At 48.5% G+C, this 14,769-nt stretch carries 15 protein-coding genes and 1 tRNA gene; 10 read left to right on the top strand and 6 right to left on the bottom strand.

The genetic code is table 11. The features are described from left to right. Position 1: 1 nt before the first annotated feature. On the top strand, positions 2 to 493 hold the full coding sequence (gene tatB, locus ACO0K8_RS08965; protein WP_422946311.1) for a Sec-independent protein translocase protein TatB: 492 nt from the start codon (positions 2 to 4) through the stop codon (positions 491 to 493). 41 nt (positions 494 to 534) lie between these two features. Further along, positions 535 to 1,299, top strand: coding sequence for a twin-arginine translocase subunit TatC (tatC, locus tag ACO0K8_RS08960; RefSeq protein ID WP_422946310.1), 765 nt, complete (start codon positions 535 to 537; stop codon positions 1,297 to 1,299). Here tatC and ACO0K8_RS08955 read toward each other — a convergent pair. Then, positions 1,296 to 1,970, bottom strand: a complete 675-nt coding sequence (locus ACO0K8_RS08955) for a DUF2461 domain-containing protein (protein ID WP_422946309.1) — start codon at positions 1,968 to 1,970, stop codon at positions 1,296 to 1,298. The two genes, tatC and ACO0K8_RS08955, sit on opposite strands and share 4 nt — an antisense overlap. Before the next feature lie 22 nt (positions 1,971 to 1,992). Beyond that, positions 1,993 to 3,159, bottom strand: coding sequence for a trypsin-like peptidase domain-containing protein (locus tag ACO0K8_RS08950; protein WP_422946308.1), 1,167 nt, complete (start codon positions 3,157 to 3,159; stop codon positions 1,993 to 1,995). Positions 3,160 to 3,173: 14 nt separating this feature from the next. Between ACO0K8_RS08950 and ACO0K8_RS08945 the strand changes: the two genes are divergently transcribed. After that, positions 3,174 to 3,941 (top strand): Nif3-like dinuclear metal center hexameric protein, encoded by a 768-nt coding sequence (locus ACO0K8_RS08945; RefSeq protein WP_422946307.1) that lies wholly within the window; start codon positions 3,174 to 3,176, stop codon positions 3,939 to 3,941. 46 nt (positions 3,942 to 3,987) lie between these two features. Here ACO0K8_RS08945 and mscL read toward each other — a convergent pair whose 3' ends face one another. Further along, complete coding sequence (gene mscL, locus ACO0K8_RS08940; RefSeq protein WP_422946306.1) at positions 3,988 to 4,407, bottom strand: large conductance mechanosensitive channel protein MscL; 420 nt, start codon at positions 4,405 to 4,407, stop codon at positions 3,988 to 3,990. Between the two features lie 315 nt (positions 4,408 to 4,722). Here mscL and petA point away from each other — a divergent pair, with 315 nt between their 5' ends. From petA to ACO0K8_RS08910, 6 genes are all read left to right on the top strand, one after another. Beyond that, a complete protein-coding gene (gene petA / locus ACO0K8_RS08935) occupies positions 4,723 to 5,337 on the top strand; it encodes a ubiquinol-cytochrome c reductase iron-sulfur subunit (RefSeq protein WP_422946305.1) in 615 nt (204 codons plus the stop codon). Continuing rightward, a complete protein-coding gene (locus tag ACO0K8_RS08930; protein ID WP_422946627.1) occupies positions 5,337 to 6,749 on the top strand; it encodes a cytochrome b in 1,413 nt (470 codons plus the stop codon). Before petA ends, ACO0K8_RS08930 begins: the two co-directional genes overlap by 1 nt. 21 nt (positions 6,750 to 6,770) lie before the next feature. After that, positions 6,771 to 7,535: a cytochrome c1 gene (locus tag ACO0K8_RS08925; protein WP_422946304.1), complete on the top strand. Its 765-nt coding sequence runs from the start codon at positions 6,771 to 6,773 to the stop codon at positions 7,533 to 7,535. Between the two features lie 96 nt (positions 7,536 to 7,631). Next, a complete protein-coding gene (locus tag ACO0K8_RS08920) occupies positions 7,632 to 8,243 on the top strand; it encodes a glutathione S-transferase N-terminal domain-containing protein (protein WP_126128087.1) in 612 nt (203 codons plus the stop codon). 107 nt (positions 8,244 to 8,350) lie between these two features. Then, positions 8,351 to 8,845 carry a ClpXP protease specificity-enhancing factor gene (locus tag ACO0K8_RS08915; protein WP_422946303.1) on the top strand — a complete coding sequence of 165 codons (495 nt, stop codon included), beginning with the start codon at positions 8,351 to 8,353 and terminating at the stop codon, positions 8,843 to 8,845. Positions 8,846 to 8,905: 60 nt separating this feature from the next. Further along, positions 8,906 to 8,981: transfer RNA gene (locus ACO0K8_RS08910), tRNA-Thr, on the top strand. Between the two features lie 509 nt (positions 8,982 to 9,490). Here the strand turns inward: ACO0K8_RS08910 and ACO0K8_RS08905 are convergent. From ACO0K8_RS08905 to ACO0K8_RS08895, 3 genes are all read right to left on the bottom strand, one after another. Then, positions 9,491 to 10,081 (bottom strand): UbiX family flavin prenyltransferase, encoded by a 591-nt coding sequence (locus ACO0K8_RS08905; protein ID WP_422946302.1) that lies wholly within the window; start codon positions 10,079 to 10,081, stop codon positions 9,491 to 9,493. A 7-nt stretch (positions 10,082 to 10,088) separates the two neighbouring features. Then, complete coding sequence (grxD, locus tag ACO0K8_RS08900) at positions 10,089 to 10,400, bottom strand: Grx4 family monothiol glutaredoxin (protein ID WP_422946301.1); 312 nt, start codon at positions 10,398 to 10,400, stop codon at positions 10,089 to 10,091. A gap of 339 nt (positions 10,401 to 10,739) precedes the next feature. After that, positions 10,740 to 13,100, bottom strand: coding sequence for a Tex family protein (locus ACO0K8_RS08895; protein ID WP_422946626.1), 2,361 nt, complete (start codon positions 13,098 to 13,100; stop codon positions 10,740 to 10,742). A gap of 327 nt (positions 13,101 to 13,427) precedes the next feature. Here ACO0K8_RS08895 and ACO0K8_RS08890 point away from each other — a divergent pair, with 327 nt between their 5' ends. Next, on the top strand, positions 13,428 to 13,934 hold the full coding sequence (locus tag ACO0K8_RS08890) for a hypothetical protein (protein WP_422946300.1): 507 nt from the start codon (positions 13,428 to 13,430) through the stop codon (positions 13,932 to 13,934). Positions 13,935 to 14,769 lie beyond the last annotated feature (835 nt).

The following is a 14,769-nucleotide window of genomic DNA, read 5'->3' as shown; positions in this document are numbered from 1 at the left end:
TATGATAGATCTCGGACTCAGCAAGATGGCGCTGATCGGCGTAGTTGCGCTGGTGGTGATAGGCCCTAAAGACTTACCTAAGGTTGCCCGCATGGCTGGCTCCCTGTTTGGTCGCGCGCAACGTTATATTAATGAAGTGAAATCTGAAGTGAGTCGCGAGATAGAACTCGATGAATTACGCAAGATGCACAAAGATGCACAAGATGCAGTGCAAGACGTGGAGCAGTCGATAGGGCAATCCATCGCACAAACAGAGAGTGACCTGAACGCTGCCTGGCATGGTGACGATACTGGCTCCTCGCTAGCTAGTTTGCCGGCAGATGATGCAATAGCAATTAAATCCAAAAATTTTCGTCGTAAAAAACTGGCGCGTAGCTCAGCCATTCCACTTTGGTATAAAAGTCGAAATGGCCAGCGTGCCCATGTGATATCGGGTTCGGCAAGAATGGCTCGGCACAGGGCGAAACCTCAATCACCGGCAAGTTTTTTCTAAATGTATTCTCAATACAATTCCTCATTCATTACAGGCCGTGCATGACCGATACAAATTTGCAGGGGGCGGCTGATAGCTTTATTTCACATTTGGTTGAATTGCGCGATCGTTTGGTAAAGGCATCGATAGGAATTGCGCTTGTTTGCGCGGGCTTATTTGCCTGGCCAGGACCTTCTGCCATTTATGACATTTTAGCGCAGCCTATGATCGCCTCTTTGCCAGTCGGTGCGAAGATGATCGCAACTGGCGTCATCTCACCGTTTCTGGTGCCTATGAAGGTTACCCTATTGGTGGCTTTCATGCTGGCCCTGCCCTGGGTGTTATATCAGGCATGGGCATTTGTGGCTCCTGGCTTGTATACCCATGAAAAGCGTTTGGTCGCACCTTTAGTGATTTCTTCCTCGCTACTTTTTATGTCTGGCGTCGCGTTTTGTTATTTCTTTGTGTTCGGTCGGGTATTTAAGTTTATCAATGAATTTGCCCCAACCTCGATCACGGTCGCCCCAGATATAGAAAATTATCTCGATTTTATTATGTCCATGTGTCTGGCGTTTGGCATGACTTTTGAAGTGCCTATTGTAGTCGTGGTCCTGGTACGCATGGGTTTGGTGCCTTTGGAAAAACTCAAAGCGATACGCTCTTATGTGATTGTCGGTGCCTTTGTGATTGCAGCTATCGTGACCCCGCCGGATATCGTTAGTCAGTTCTCATTGGCGATACCTATGTGCTTATTGTATGAATTGGGATTATTGGTTGCCCCGATTTTTGTCAAGGCAACTCAGGCTCCTGACGAAATTATTGATTAATCGCTGGCGCAGCGTAGCCAGGTGACCAGCGGAAGGGCACTTTTAAAGCCCTTTAGCAAAATTGTCTGTATTTGTTCGGCATCCATGCCATTGATCGAGCATTCGGTCCAAACCATAAAATTTTTCAGTTTAAGCTGTTCTATATGTGGATGGTCCGGGTCGTAACCTTTGGGTGGCCGGATTAATTTCCCCTCTTCCTGTAAGGTCCCAAAAATTTCTTTAAGTCCCTTGTCCTTAAGGAGCTTGGAGAATCCCTTAGGATCGGCCAAGATATGATTTCGAATGGCCTTTAATCTGTCCGACGGCGGCATATATTCCCCAACCGCAAAAAATAAGCGGCCATTGCCATCAAGCTGAAAATAGTACGCAGGACCACCGCCTTCGCTGGGTTTTTTGCGTCCGCTAGGTAGTATAGATGCCGAAAAATTAGTTTTATACGGCGACTTATCTTTTCCAAAACGTACGTCTCTATTAATGCGAAAAAGAGCTTTTTTGGCTTCGCAACCGGCAATGACAGTATCAAAGCGACTCACTTGCGTGATTAACTGACTGACAAACTCCAAAAATTCTGCGCGCAGGATATCGTAGCGTGGCTTGTTCATGACAAACCATGCGCGATTATTACTCTCGGATAATTCAAATAAAAAACGACTTAAATCACGGACGTGCATAGAAAAATTCCTAACTAAGTTTTTATTCTTCGCGTTTAACTGATGGTCGCTTGCCGATTAAGATATCGAAGCTAGATACCGACGTTCGCCTTAATACACTAAATTTCACCTTGGTATTCGGTTTCAATTGAGCGATTATGTTGAGAATTTCTGTTTTATTACTTACTGATTTCCCTTCTATGCCTGTAAGTATGTCGCCTGGGCGTATGCCGGCCTTGTCGGCCGGCCCGCCTCGTACCACGCCAGCCACTATCGCACCGGATGCCTCCTTGATATTAAAACTCTCTGCCATCTCCGGCGTGATGTCTTGCGGTTCAACGCCTATCCAACCCCGTACCACTTGACCATCGGCGATAATCGCTTCCATCACCGTTTTGATGGTCGACACAGGAATTGCGAAACCTATGCCGAGCGAGCCGCCATTGCGCGAATAAATTGCCGAATTGATGCCGAGCAGATTTCCGTTAATATCGACCAGTGCACCACCTGAATTACCTGGGTTGACTGCCGCATCGGTTTGTATAAAATTCTCATAGGTATTGATGCCAACATCGTTGCGACCTAACGCTGAGACTATGCCCATCGTGACAGTTTGGCCAACCCCAAATGGATTGCCAATCGCCAGCACTACGTCGCCGACAAAGGCTTGTTCTGAATGCCCTAAAGTAATGGCCGGTAAATTATCTAGTTCGATTTTTATTACTGCCAGATCGGTTTCGGGATCGGTGCCTACTACTTTGGCGTTGGCCTGGCGTCCATCTGCTAAAGATACCGAAATTTCATCTGCCTCTTCGATCACATGGTTATTGGTTAGAATGTAACCTTGAGAACTAACAATGACCCCGGAGCCTAAGCTAGACTGGCGCTCTGTCTGCGGGCTCTGTTGATCACCAAAGAAGCGTTTGAGAAATGGATCATTGAGTAAGGGATTATTTGCCTGACGCGCCCCCTTCGCTGTATTGATATTGACCACGGATGGCATGGCACGTTTTGCCGCCTCGCGATACGAGAACTGCGTAGTAGCTCCATTTATCGGAGCCTCTTGCATACTCACGCTAGAAGTTAAGTTTAATTTATGAGTCGAGTTCAATACTTGATTCGACCAATTGGGCTTTAAGGTGCTGAGAATAAACCATAGCGCCAAACCAACGGTAGCAGTTTGGGCAAACAATAACCATAAACGACGCATAGAAAGATTTGAGTATGAAAGAAATATCGGTGAATAGGGACGTGCTCGCAAAATATCTGGATGCAAAATTAGAAACGGCACGTTACCGTGATTATTGCCCAAATGGGCTGCAGGTGGAAGGGCGTGCGGAGATTAAACTGATACTTAGTGGTGTAACGGCGAGTTTGGCGTTGCTGGAACGAGCAGTGGAGTTAAAGGCGGATGCTATTTTGGTGCATCACGGCTATTTTTGGCGCGGGGAGGATATGCGTGTCGTCGGCCAAAAACAGCGTCGCTTGAAACTCTTGCTGGAAAATGATATCTCTCTGTTCGCCTATCATCTTCCTTTGGATATGCATCCAGAACTCGGGAATAACGCTCAGCTAGCCAGGCAACTGGAGATCGACGCGAGTTCTCGTTTTGGCGACGATGATCTGGGTTGGCTCGGCAAGATGTCAGATCCTGAAATTAAAACGGTAGGTGATTTGGCCTGTCATATAGAGAAAAAATTGGGGCGCAAACCTATGCTGATAGGTGATGCCGCGCAATTGATAGATCAGGTCGCCTGGTGTAGTGGTGCGGCGCAGAATCTATTTGATAAGGCAATCGTTGCAGGGGCATCGGTATATTTGAGTGGTGAAATCTCTGAGCCTACCGTACATTTGGCGCGCGAGTCTGGTACTGTCTATCTGTCCTGCGGTCATCACGCAACTGAACGTTACGGGGTTGCGGCCTTGGGAGAGTACCTCTCGCAACACTTTGGATGCGGGCATCAGTTTGTCGATATTGATAATCCTGTTTAAATAAAAAAACCGCCGATTTTTTACCAGGCGGTTTTTTTATGAAAGTCTATTTTCTTAAAGCATCACGAATTTCACGTAGTAACACCACATCTTCCGGAGTTGCAACTTCTGCGACCGCGGCTACAGGCTCATCTTTTTTCATTTTATTGAACAGGCGCACCATTTGAAAAATGATGAAAGCCAAAATGATGAAATTGAGAGCGATAGTGATGAAATTTCCATATGCCAATACTGCGCCGGCTTTTTTTGCTTCAGCTAAGGCTAAGCCGCTTGCTTGCCCGTTTAAGCCCAAGTAATAACTGGAGAAATCCAAGCCGCCAAAAATTTTTCCGACGACCGGCATCACAATATCCGCCACCAGAGAGTCGACAATTTTTCCGAAAGCAGCACCGATGATGACACCGACCGCCAAATCGACTACATTGCCTTTGGACGCGAAGTCCTTAAATTCTTGCATCATGCTCATGAAAATTCCTTAGTAAAGTGGTAAATATAGTCCTTGGAAAACGCCAATATAATAATGCCTAAGTGCTATTAATCTGATGATAGTTGCGTAAATCTTTGTTAAATGGGATCTATTTGTTTTGTTCTTAACATGCTTATCTCGCGCGCAAAGATAGTAATTTTTCCGATAATTGACAAAATACCAGAAAAATCACACTAGTTTGCCTGTCTGATCATCTTTTCCTTTAAAACCATACTCAGCTACTTTATAATTTAAGGTTGTTAGAAGTGGGGTTGCGCTTCGTCAAGTTTTGATTTTTGATAGATTGGGGTTGGTATGAGTATCGAAAAGCAGGTCGATTCTGGCCGTCGCGGTTTGCTCGTCGCCACGTGCGCAGCGGGTGGCGTAGCTGGTTTGGCAACCGCAGGTGCGTTGGTAAGCACTTTTCAGCCGTCTGAACGCGCAAAAGCTGCAGGCGCGCCGGTAGAAGCTGATATCTCGGATTTGAAGCCGGGAGAAATGAAAGTATTCGAATGGCGCGGTAAGCCCGTCTGGATACTCAAGCGTACGCCTGAGATGATGGCTAGCTTGGCAAAGACAGAAGATAAGGTGGCCGATCCAGAATCGAAAAAACCTTACACCATGGCTATGCCAGAATATTGCGACAAACAAAGTCGTGCTCGTAAAGAGCATAACGATGTGTTGATCACAGTTGGTATTTGTTCACATCTGGGTTGCTCGCCTAGTTCAAAATTCGCCGCTGGAGCGCAACCATCTTTGCCTGATGATTGGGCCGGTGGTTTCTTGTGCCCATGTCATGGCTCGACTTTTGATTTGGCTGGTCGCGTTTATAAAAATAAACCTGCGCCACAAAATCTGGATGTTCCCCGTCATATGTACTTGTCGGACACTAAAATCCTCATCGGTAAAGATGAGAAAGGCGAGGCTTAATCATGGCATTTGTTGAGAAAAAATTACCTGCAGACGCTCCTGTCGTTGACAAAGCGCTCAATTGGGTAGACTCCCGTTTCCCGCTGACTAAGCTGTGGAACGATCAATGGGGTCAATACTACGCACCAAAAAACTTTAATTTCTGGTATATCTTTGGCTCATTGGCGATGTTGGTGCTGGTGATACAGATAGTTACCGGTATTTTTCTGGTGATGCATTACAAGCCGGATGCCACGCTGGCGTTTGCTTCGGTTGAGTACATCATGCGTGATGTACCTTGGGGTTGGTTGGTGCGCTATATGCACTCGACTGGCGCCTCGGCCTTCTTCATTATTATTTATCTGCATATGACCCGTGCCTTGTTGTACGGTTCGTATCGTAAACCACGTGAATTGATCTGGTTGTTTGGTTTTGCGATTTTCCTTTGTCTGATGGCAGAAGCATTTTTTGGTTACCTGCTGCCTTGGGGCCAAATGTCTTACTGGGGCGCACAAGTTATCGTTAACTTGTTCGGTGCTATCCCTTTCATCGGTCCAGATCTGTCCTTGTGGATACGTGGTGATTACGTCGTCAGTGATGCAACGCTTAACCGTTTCTTCGCTTTCCATGTGATAGCAATTCCTTTGGTGTTGTTAGGTTTGGTTGCTGCACATTTGATCGCTTTGCATGAGGTCGGTTCGAATAATCCAGACGGTATTGAAGTGAAAGAAAATTTGGGTCCAGACGGCCATCCTTTGGATAGCGTTCCTTCCCATCCTTACTATACTTTCCACGATATTTTTGGCGTGACTGTGTTTCTGGTAATTTTCAGTGCCGTGGTGTTCTTTGCGCCTGAAATGGGCGGCTATTTCTTGGAATATAATAATTTCATTCCAGCCGATTCTTTGAAGACGCCTCCGCATATCGCTCCAACATGGTATTTCACGCCGTTTTATTCTATTTTGCGTGCAACTACAACTGAGTTCATGTATGTAGTGATGGCGGGTATTGTTGCCTATGTAGGCTTGATTTTCATGACGACTAAGTTGCCATCGAAAATCAAAATGGCGATTGCTGGTATTGCTTTGCTGGCCTTGGCAGGCATGATGCCTGGTGCGCTGGATGCTAAATTCTGGGGCGTGGTCTTATTCGGTTCCTCTGTGATGATCCTGGGTGCTTTGCCTTGGTTGGATCAGTCGCCGGTGAAATCGATACGCTACCGTCCACAATGGCATAAATACGTTTTGATCGTATTTGGTATCTGTTTCGTGGCTTTGGGTTATTTGGGTGTGCAAGCACCGTCACCTGAAAAAGAGCGTGTCTCACAAGTTTGTACCGTGATTTATTTCGGTTTCTTCTTGTTGATGCCATGGTGGAGCGCGATGGGCACATTTAAGCCTGTGCCAAAACGCGTGACATTTTCAGCACACTAAGCGCTCAAAGGAATAATCAGCATGAAATTATTTAAAAAATTGATCGCCGCCCTGGCCCTGGTCCCAGCTTTTGCATTGGCAAATACCGGCGGCTTCCCTTTGGATCACGCAGAAGATCGCGGTACCAATATGGCCGCTTTGCAGAATGGCGCTAAGCTGTTCGTCAACTACTGCCTGAACTGTCACTCGGCATCCGCCATGCGTTACAACCGTTTGAAAGATATCGGTTTAACGGAAGAGCAAATTAAGGAAAACCTTCTCTTTACCGGCGAAAAAGTCGGTGATTTGATGAAAACTTCCCTTGCTCCTAAAGATGCTAAGGCATGGTTTGGTGCAGTTCCACCAGATTTATCGGTGATCGCACGTGCCAAGGCTTCTAGTGCTGGCTCTGGCGCAGATTGGATTTATACCTATCTGCGTACCTACTACAAAGACGAAAATCGTCCGACTGGCTGGAATAACATGGTGTTCCCAGATGTCGGTATGCCGCATGCTTTGTGGGAACTGCAAGGTGTGCGCACTGCCAAGTTTGTGGAAGAAAAAGACCATCATGATGAGTCCAAAGTCGTGCATAAGTTTGCCGGATTTGAGAAAGTCACTGACGGTAAAATGACTGCCACTGAGTATGATAGTGCGGTCACGGACCTCGTTGCCTACCTGCAATGGATGGGGGAGCCTGCGCAAAACACACGTAAAAAATTAGGTGTGGTGGTGTTGTTGTTCTTGTCATTCCTTAGCTTTTTGGCATGGCGTCTGAATGCATCCTACTGGAAAGAAGTAAAGTAAATAAGTCGTCCGCCACCTAGTTTGGCGGATGTGTCATCCCAGGGTGAGGTGCGCAAAATAGGCGCCTCACCCTAATCGTTTTTAAGGAACTGTAAAATGATGGTTCTCTACTCGGGTACAACTTGCCCATTCTCACAACGTTGCCGTCTGGTTTTGTTCGAAAAAGGCATGGATTTTGAAATTCGTGACGTTGATCTGTTCAATAAGCCAGAAGATATTTCGACCATGAACCCGTATGGTCAGGTGCCTATTCTGGTTGAACGTGAATTGATTTTGTACGAATCAAACATCATTAACGAATACATTGATGAGCGTTTTCCACATCCGCAATTGATGCCAGCCGATCCTTTGCAACGCGCCCGTGCCCGTCTGATGTTGTTCAATTTTGAAAAAGAATTGTTCGTACATGTGCATACTTTAGAGAATGAGAAATCCTCCTCTTCATCCAAGTTGCAAGACAAGGCCAGAGCGGAAATTCGCGATCGCCTGACTCAATTAGCGCCTTTATTTGTCAAAAATAAATACATGCTGGGCGATGAATTTTCGATGCTCGATGTAGCTGTCGCGCCTTTGTTATGGCGTCTCGACCATTATGGTATTGAGTTGTCCAAAACAGCGGCACCTCTGATGAAATACGCCGAGCGTATCTTCTCCCGCCCAGCGTATATCGAAGCATTGACGCCGTCTGAAAAAGTAATGCGTCGTTAATCTGCTCTGATCGTTCTACCACAAGGCTGACATTTTACATTTGTCAGCCTTGTTGTTTTTGAACTCAAGGTCTATTCTTCAAACACCTTCCAAGAAATTTATCTCTTATGTCTGCCAGTTCCACTAAACCTTATTTCATGCGCGCCATTTATGAATGGTGCACCGATAATGGCTTTACGCCTTATCTGGCGGTTAAAGTATCTGGCGCCACCCGAGTCCCTATGGAATTTGTCCGCAATGGTGAAATCGTCTTAAATATCAGCTTTGGTGCCACTAGCGGACTGAAGATGGATAATGTTGCGGTGGCCTTTAATGCGCGTTTCGGTGGTGTATCCAGAGAAATTTACGTTCCAATAGAAAATGTCAGGGCCGTCTATGCCAGTGAAAACGGCGAGGGCATGGCTTTCGATACCGACGTAGTCGAGTCGGCCGAAACATTGGTGCCGATCGCACCAGAACCCGTGCAAGAGGCTAGCAGACCTAGTCTGGGTTTGGCGGCAGTGAGTAGCAAGCCGAGTGCGGTAGAAACTAAGGGCGATGCCAAGTCAGCGAGTGAGCCGCAAAAAAAGTTTGAAAAACCCACACTCAAAATAATAAAGTAGTCTATAATATTGTTCTTCAAAGGCTGATTAAGAAATTAATGAGTTGAAGAAAATAGTTTTGCCGACTTAGCTCATTTGGTAGAGCAGTTGACTTGTAATCATCAGGTGGCCAGTTCGATTCCGGCAGTCGGCACCAAGAATTAGCAGTAAGATAAAAGGCTTAGAGATTTCGATCTCTAAGCCTTTTGTTTTGTCTGTTTGCTTTTCATCTTCATGTCACCACCATGTAAGCTGATTTGCTTGATACCTAGCGACAGTAGGCTAAATAGGTATGAGACGGGTGTCGCAACTAAGTCAAGGCAGTTAGTTCGTTAGAAATGACATGAGACTTAAGTTGCTGGGGCTATGCGCGTGTTGGTGGCGCTAATGAATGGACTCACACGTCAAACTGCACCCCAGCATCATGCCGCCATTACTGGCACTCCATAAATTTCGGCGCTATCCGCTTGACCTAAACAGCGCCGCTGAGTGGCCGTCGTGTTTTAGCTAGTGTCGCTCATGCAGTGTCACGTAATCGACGAGGTGGCTCAATGCGGCTTAACTGGGGTCAAGCGCAACGCGATGGCTTGTTTGATGGTAATTAGGCCGGAAGGCGCTATGCTTTTATTTGCTACTTATTCGCTACTTACTCGGTACGGAAATCGCTCAGCTATCTTTCAAGCCATTCCAACGCGGTGTCAGGTGATGCGGCAAGGCGAACAGATCTAACACGCGGCCTACCGTATGATCGACCATTTCCTCGATAGATTGTGGCTTGTGATAGAAGCCGGGCAGAGGAGGGAAGATGATGCCGCCCATTTCTGTAACGGATGTCATATTGCGCAGATGCGCCAGATTAAACGGGGTTTCCCTGACCATTAGCACCAGGCGGCGGCGCTCTTTCAAGACTACATCGGCGGCACGCGTGATTAGATTGTCGGATAGGCCGTTGGCGACTGCTGCCAGGGTTTTCATTGAGCACGGCGCAATGACCATGCCGTCCGATTGAAACGAGCCGCTGGCGATACTGGCGCCAACATCGCGCACATTGTGAACCACATCGGCTAAGGCCTCGACATCTTTGCGATTGAAGTCCAGCTCCTGGTGTAGATTGAGCACGCCCGCTTCTGAAATCAGCAGGTGACTCTGTACATTAGGTAATTCACGCAGCGCTTGTAGCAGACGCACTCCGTAGATGACGCCAGTCGCGCCGGTGATGGCGACGATTAGCTTACGGGGTGCGTGTGCTGCGCTCATGCTGAACTTAGGCTTTCAGCAAAGCTTGCATTTCGCCGCTTTCAAACATTTCATTCATGATGTCAGAGCCGCCTATGAATTCGCCTTTGACGTATAACTGAGGAATCGTTGGCCAGTTGGAGAAATCCTTGATGCCCTGACGTACAGCAGCATCTTCCAGCACATTGATGGTGACCAGATTTTCTACGCCACAGCTTTTGATGATTTGTATGGCGCGGCCAGAAAAACCGCATTGTGGGAATTGCGCAGTGCCTTTCATGAACAGCACTACAGGGTTAGTGCTAACAGTTTCTTTGATCCAGCTTTGTACGTCGCTCATGGTAAGTCCTCGGTGGTTGTATGGCGCCATTATAAAGGAAATAGGACTTGCACAAAACCGCTCCAGCGTTGTTGCACTCGCCTTGCTGTACTAGCGTACTGTCTGCGGCGGTGCGCCTAGCTGGAGCGGTTTTGTGCAAGTCCTCGCAAGCGGGGAAAACGCTCATGCCCGTCCCTGTTGCTTTCCATTGCTGAAATATCCACATACTCCCCCTAGGTATTTTTCGTTTACGCATATGCAGTATGCGCAAACAGCCTCTTTATTTAAGAAATAGGGGGAGTATATGGCTCTTTGCAGCGTTAGCTGGCTTATTCTCAATGTGATTAAGCTAGCCCTGCATCAGGAACGTAGCTTGGCGAAGGCTGATGCCATCGCATTATTGCTAGGTGCCGGAGCAGAACTCTGCCGATTTTGCTGCGCGTTGTGTTGATTGAGGCGCTTGGCATCGTCGCGATTGGCGCGCTGCTCAGGCTGGCTGCCTGGCTGCGGCGCACTATCGGTGAGGCGCATGGTGAGGGCGATACGCTTGCGCTTCTCATCCACTTCCAGCACTTTCACTTTCACTACCTGGCCGGCTTTAACCACCGTGTGCGGATCTTTGACGAAAGTGTTCGACAGGGCCGAGATATGCACCAAACCATCCTGATGCACGCCGATATCGACAAAGGCACCGAAAGCGGCGACGTTGGTGACCACGCCTTCCAAAATCATATCGGGACGCAGATCGCGAATCTCTTCGACGCCGTCTTTAAAGGTGGCCGTAGTAAATTCAGGGCGCGGATCGCGGCCTGGTTTTTCCAGTTCTTTGAGAATATCGCTGATGGTCGGTATGCCGAATTTCTCGTCGGCGTATTTGGCCGGACTCAGCGATTTCAACAGACGTTCGTCGCCAATCACGCTGCCCACATCTTTTTTGATATCCGCCAGAATTTTTTCTACCAGCGGATACGATTCTGGATGGACCGCCGAAGCGTCCAGCGGATTGCTGCCCTTCATGACGCGCAAGAAGCCTGCGGCCTGCTCAAAAGTCTTGTCACCGAGACGCGGAACCGAACGCAGCTCGGCACGCGAAGTAAACATTCCCTTGGCATCGCGGAACGCAACGATGCTGTTCGCCACGCTCGAAGACAGGCCGGAAACCCGCGCCAGCAAAGGGGCAGAAGCAGTATTCACGTCGACACCGACCGCATTCACGCAATCCTCGACCACCGCATCGAGTGATCTGGCGAGCTGAGATTGGCCGACATCGTGCTGGTATTGGCCAACGCCGATAGACTTAGGATCGATCTTCACCAGTTCAGCCAGCGGGTCTTGCAGACGGCGGGCGATCGAGACTGCGCCGCGTATCGTCACATCCAGATCAGGCAATTCTTTCGAGGCAAATTCAGACGCCGAATACACCGAGGCCCCGGCTTCCGACACCACGATCTTGGTGAGATTGAGTTCAGGTTTGAGCTTGATCAGATCTTGCGCCAACTTATCGGTCTCGCGCGAGGCGGTGCCGTTACCGATAGAAATCAAAGCCACATTGTGCTTGGCGGCCAGCGCTGCCAACACGTGCAGTGAGCCATCCCAATCATTGCGCGGCTGGTGCGGGTAAATGGTGGTGTAATCGACCACCTTACCGGTGGCATCGACCACCGCCACTTTACAGCCGGTGCGCAGGCCAGGATCAAGACCCATCGTCGCGCGTGGGCCAGCCGGTGCGGCCAGCAGCAGCGCTTTTAGATTCAGCGCAAACACATTGATCGCTTCCACTTCGGCCTTCTCGCGCAGATTGCTCATCAGCTCGGTATCGAGATGCATGAAAACCTTGACGCGCCAGCTCCAGCGCACCGTGTCGGCCAGCCATTTATCGGCCGCGCGGCCAGTATTTTTGACGCCAAAACGCGCCGCAATCCGGCTCTCGCAAGGATTTAGCGGCGCATCCCATTTTGGTTTTTCTTCTTCAGTGTCGAGGCGCAAAGCCACCGTCAACATCTCTTCACGCCGCCCCCTGAAGATCGCCAAAGCGCGGTGCGAAGGAATCGTGCCCAGAGTTTCTGAGTAAGCGAAATAATCGCTGAACTTGGCGCCCGCTTCTTCCTTGCCTGGCACCACGATGGATTCAACGATACCGTGATCGAGCAAATATTCGCGCAGCGCTTGCAGCAAAGTGGCATCTTCGGCAAAGCGTTCCATCAAAATCTGGCGCGCACCATCGAGCGCCGCCTTGGTGTCTGGCACGCCGGGATTCTCGCCGCTGTCGGTGCTGAAGGCCGGTTTGAGATACAGCGCAGCTTGTACTTCAGGCTCTAAGGTCGGGTCGGCCAGCAAGCCATCGGCCAGTGGCAACAGACCGGCTTCCAGCGCGATCTGCGCCTTGGTGCGACGTTTTTGTTTGTAGGGCAGGTACAAGTCTTCGAGGCGGGTCTTGTCTTCGGCATGCGTGATGGCATCGAGCAAGACTGGCGTCATTTTGTTTTGCTCCTCGATAGAGCTGATGATGGCGGCGCGCCGTGCTTCCAGTTCGCGCAGATAGCGCAGCCGCTCTTCCAGTAAACGTAGCTGGATATCGTCCAGCCCGCCGGTCGCTTCTTTACGATAGCGCGAGATAAACGGTACCGTCGCGCCCTCGTCGAGCAAGGCAATAGCGGCGGCAACCTGCACCGGTTTGGCAGCAAGTTCTAGGGCAAGACGTTGTTCTATCGAAGGCAGCATAAAAATATTCAAAGAGAAATTAAAAACAAGTGGCAGATGATACGCAATCTGTGCGATTGCGCCAGTCTTGACAGATACGCAGACTAGGGGATGGGCTTTGGATTATTGTTGATTATAGGGAGTATCGGTAGTAATCCCGTGTTTGCGCAATAGTGACGTGCGTAATGATCTGGTGATGGGTGATACACCTGGGGAGTATATTTATCGTGTGGAAATGTAAATTCTGCGAAATTGGCTGGATTGGGACGGCGGATACGGGTTGAATGTTTTGTTAAATTGAAAATTATCTGGTATTTTGGGGTTTGGAAAAAACACCTTAAGCGCTAAATGAAAATTATTCTTACTTTGTTCATTTGTTTGTTTTCATCGCCGGCATTGTCGGATCAGTTTTACTTGACTGTCGGACTGGAGTGCAACGAGAAAAAGACTGAACTGATGGTCTGGTTTAACGGTGCTTGGAATGAAAAAGGTGAAGCCGCGATTACAGCGCTCACTGTTAATCAGTGGAATCCAAGAGATCTTGTTTCATTCGTGCAAGATGCGGATGGTAAATATGCGATTACACCCACGCTTGTAAAGACAAGCTGCCAACTAAAAAACCATCATTATAAAATCGAAATTTCCCCTTTACTTGCGCCTAGGTTCCATCCAGAAGGACATTGTGCTTCAAGAATTGGTGCAGTCGTTACAATTTTGGAAGGGGAAAAAACGTTAGTGAGGAAAGGGGTGGATGCCTGCACTCAGTCAGGTACCGTGCCGACGTTGATTAAAATAAATCCTAAGCATAGGCTTAGTTATACCGAAGTTCCGGCTGAAATTTTTTATGCGAATTGAGTAAGTGATGAGCGCGTATCTGTTTGTGTGTGTATTTCCCGCATGGATATGTACGTTAACGAATACGGTTTTTATTTACTATAGCGAGCCGATGAATGATCGTCTGTCGTTGCAGTGAGATTGCCGGCCGGTGGTAGACCGGCGGCTACTCCCTTTTCTTGCTTCGCCAAGAAACGGAAGCAAAAGAAGGCGACGCAAAGTCGCTGCCCTGCGGGTGCCCAATTATGCAGGTCATAAAATGGGAAAAGTTCGAAACTCGCTACGCTCAAACACGAACCTTTCTAATCCATTTTCTGCCCCGCACAATTGGCAGCGCCACATGCGAATTCTAGTCAAAAGCAGAGTCAACAACCAAGTCAAAAGCCAATTCAAAAGTCAAGTCAAAAGCAAGGTCACAACCTAATTCAAAAGCAAGGTCAAAACCCAAGTCAAAAGCAGCGGATTGCGGTAATTCGAAGCGCTTTGATGTTGCGTGTGCGCAGGAACGGCTGCCGCACTACGGATGTGTTGACCTTCGCTTTCCGCATGTGGCGCTGCCGCTTGTGCATGGCAGAAAATGGATTAGAAATGAAGCTGTCTGAGCCGCAGGCGAGTTTGCTTCATTTCCCATTTTTTGACCTGCACAGGCGGGCACCCGTAAGGGCAGCGACTTTGCGGTCGCCTTCTTTTGCTTACATTTTCTTGGCGAAGCAAGGAAAGTAAGTAGCTACCGGGCTACCCCCGGTCGGCAATCGTACAGTAACGACGGAAATAAAAACAAAACCAGCCACAGCAAGCCAAAAACAGCATGCCGCCACTGCGCATATCCCATGCGCTTCTTCAAGCACATAGGCCT

The sequence above is a fragment of the Undibacterium sp. Ren11W genome (assembly GCF_049340485.1).
Classification (GTDB): domain Bacteria; phylum Pseudomonadota; class Gammaproteobacteria; order Burkholderiales; family Burkholderiaceae_D; genus Undibacterium.
This window is presented reverse-complemented; position numbering and strand designations above follow the sequence as displayed.

Excerpts from the sequence above, each read along its gene's own strand:
- tatB (WP_422946311.1), top strand. The coding sequence starts at position 2 with ATGATAGATCTCGGACTCAGCAAGATGGCGCTGATCGGCGTAGTTGCG.
- tatC (WP_422946310.1), top strand. The coding sequence starts at position 535 with ATGACCGATACAAATTTGCAGGGGGCGGCTGATAGCTTTATTTCACAT.
- ACO0K8_RS08955 (WP_422946309.1), bottom strand. The coding sequence starts at position 1,970 with ATGCACGTCCGTGATTTAAGTCGTTTTTTATTTGAATTATCCGAGAGT.
- ACO0K8_RS08950 (WP_422946308.1), bottom strand. The coding sequence starts at position 3,159 with ATGCGTCGTTTATGGTTATTGTTTGCCCAAACTGCTACCGTTGGTTTG.
- ACO0K8_RS08945 (WP_422946307.1), top strand. The coding sequence starts at position 3,174 with ATGAAAGAAATATCGGTGAATAGGGACGTGCTCGCAAAATATCTGGAT.
- mscL (WP_422946306.1), bottom strand. The coding sequence starts at position 4,407 with ATGAGCATGATGCAAGAATTTAAGGACTTCGCGTCCAAAGGCAATGTA.
- petA (WP_422946305.1), top strand. The coding sequence starts at position 4,723 with ATGAGTATCGAAAAGCAGGTCGATTCTGGCCGTCGCGGTTTGCTCGTC.
- ACO0K8_RS08925 (WP_422946304.1), top strand. The coding sequence starts at position 6,771 with ATGAAATTATTTAAAAAATTGATCGCCGCCCTGGCCCTGGTCCCAGCT.
- ACO0K8_RS08920 (WP_126128087.1), top strand. The coding sequence starts at position 7,632 with ATGATGGTTCTCTACTCGGGTACAACTTGCCCATTCTCACAACGTTGC.
- ACO0K8_RS08915 (WP_422946303.1), top strand. The coding sequence starts at position 8,351 with ATGTCTGCCAGTTCCACTAAACCTTATTTCATGCGCGCCATTTATGAA.
- ACO0K8_RS08905 (WP_422946302.1), bottom strand. The coding sequence starts at position 10,081 with ATGAGCGCAGCACACGCACCCCGTAAGCTAATCGTCGCCATCACCGGC.
- grxD (WP_422946301.1), bottom strand. The coding sequence starts at position 10,400 with ATGAGCGACGTACAAAGCTGGATCAAAGAAACTGTTAGCACTAACCCT.
- ACO0K8_RS08895 (WP_422946626.1), bottom strand. The coding sequence starts at position 13,100 with ATGCTGCCTTCGATAGAACAACGTCTTGCCCTAGAACTTGCTGCCAAA.
- ACO0K8_RS08890 (WP_422946300.1), top strand. The coding sequence starts at position 13,428 with ATGAAAATTATTCTTACTTTGTTCATTTGTTTGTTTTCATCGCCGGCA.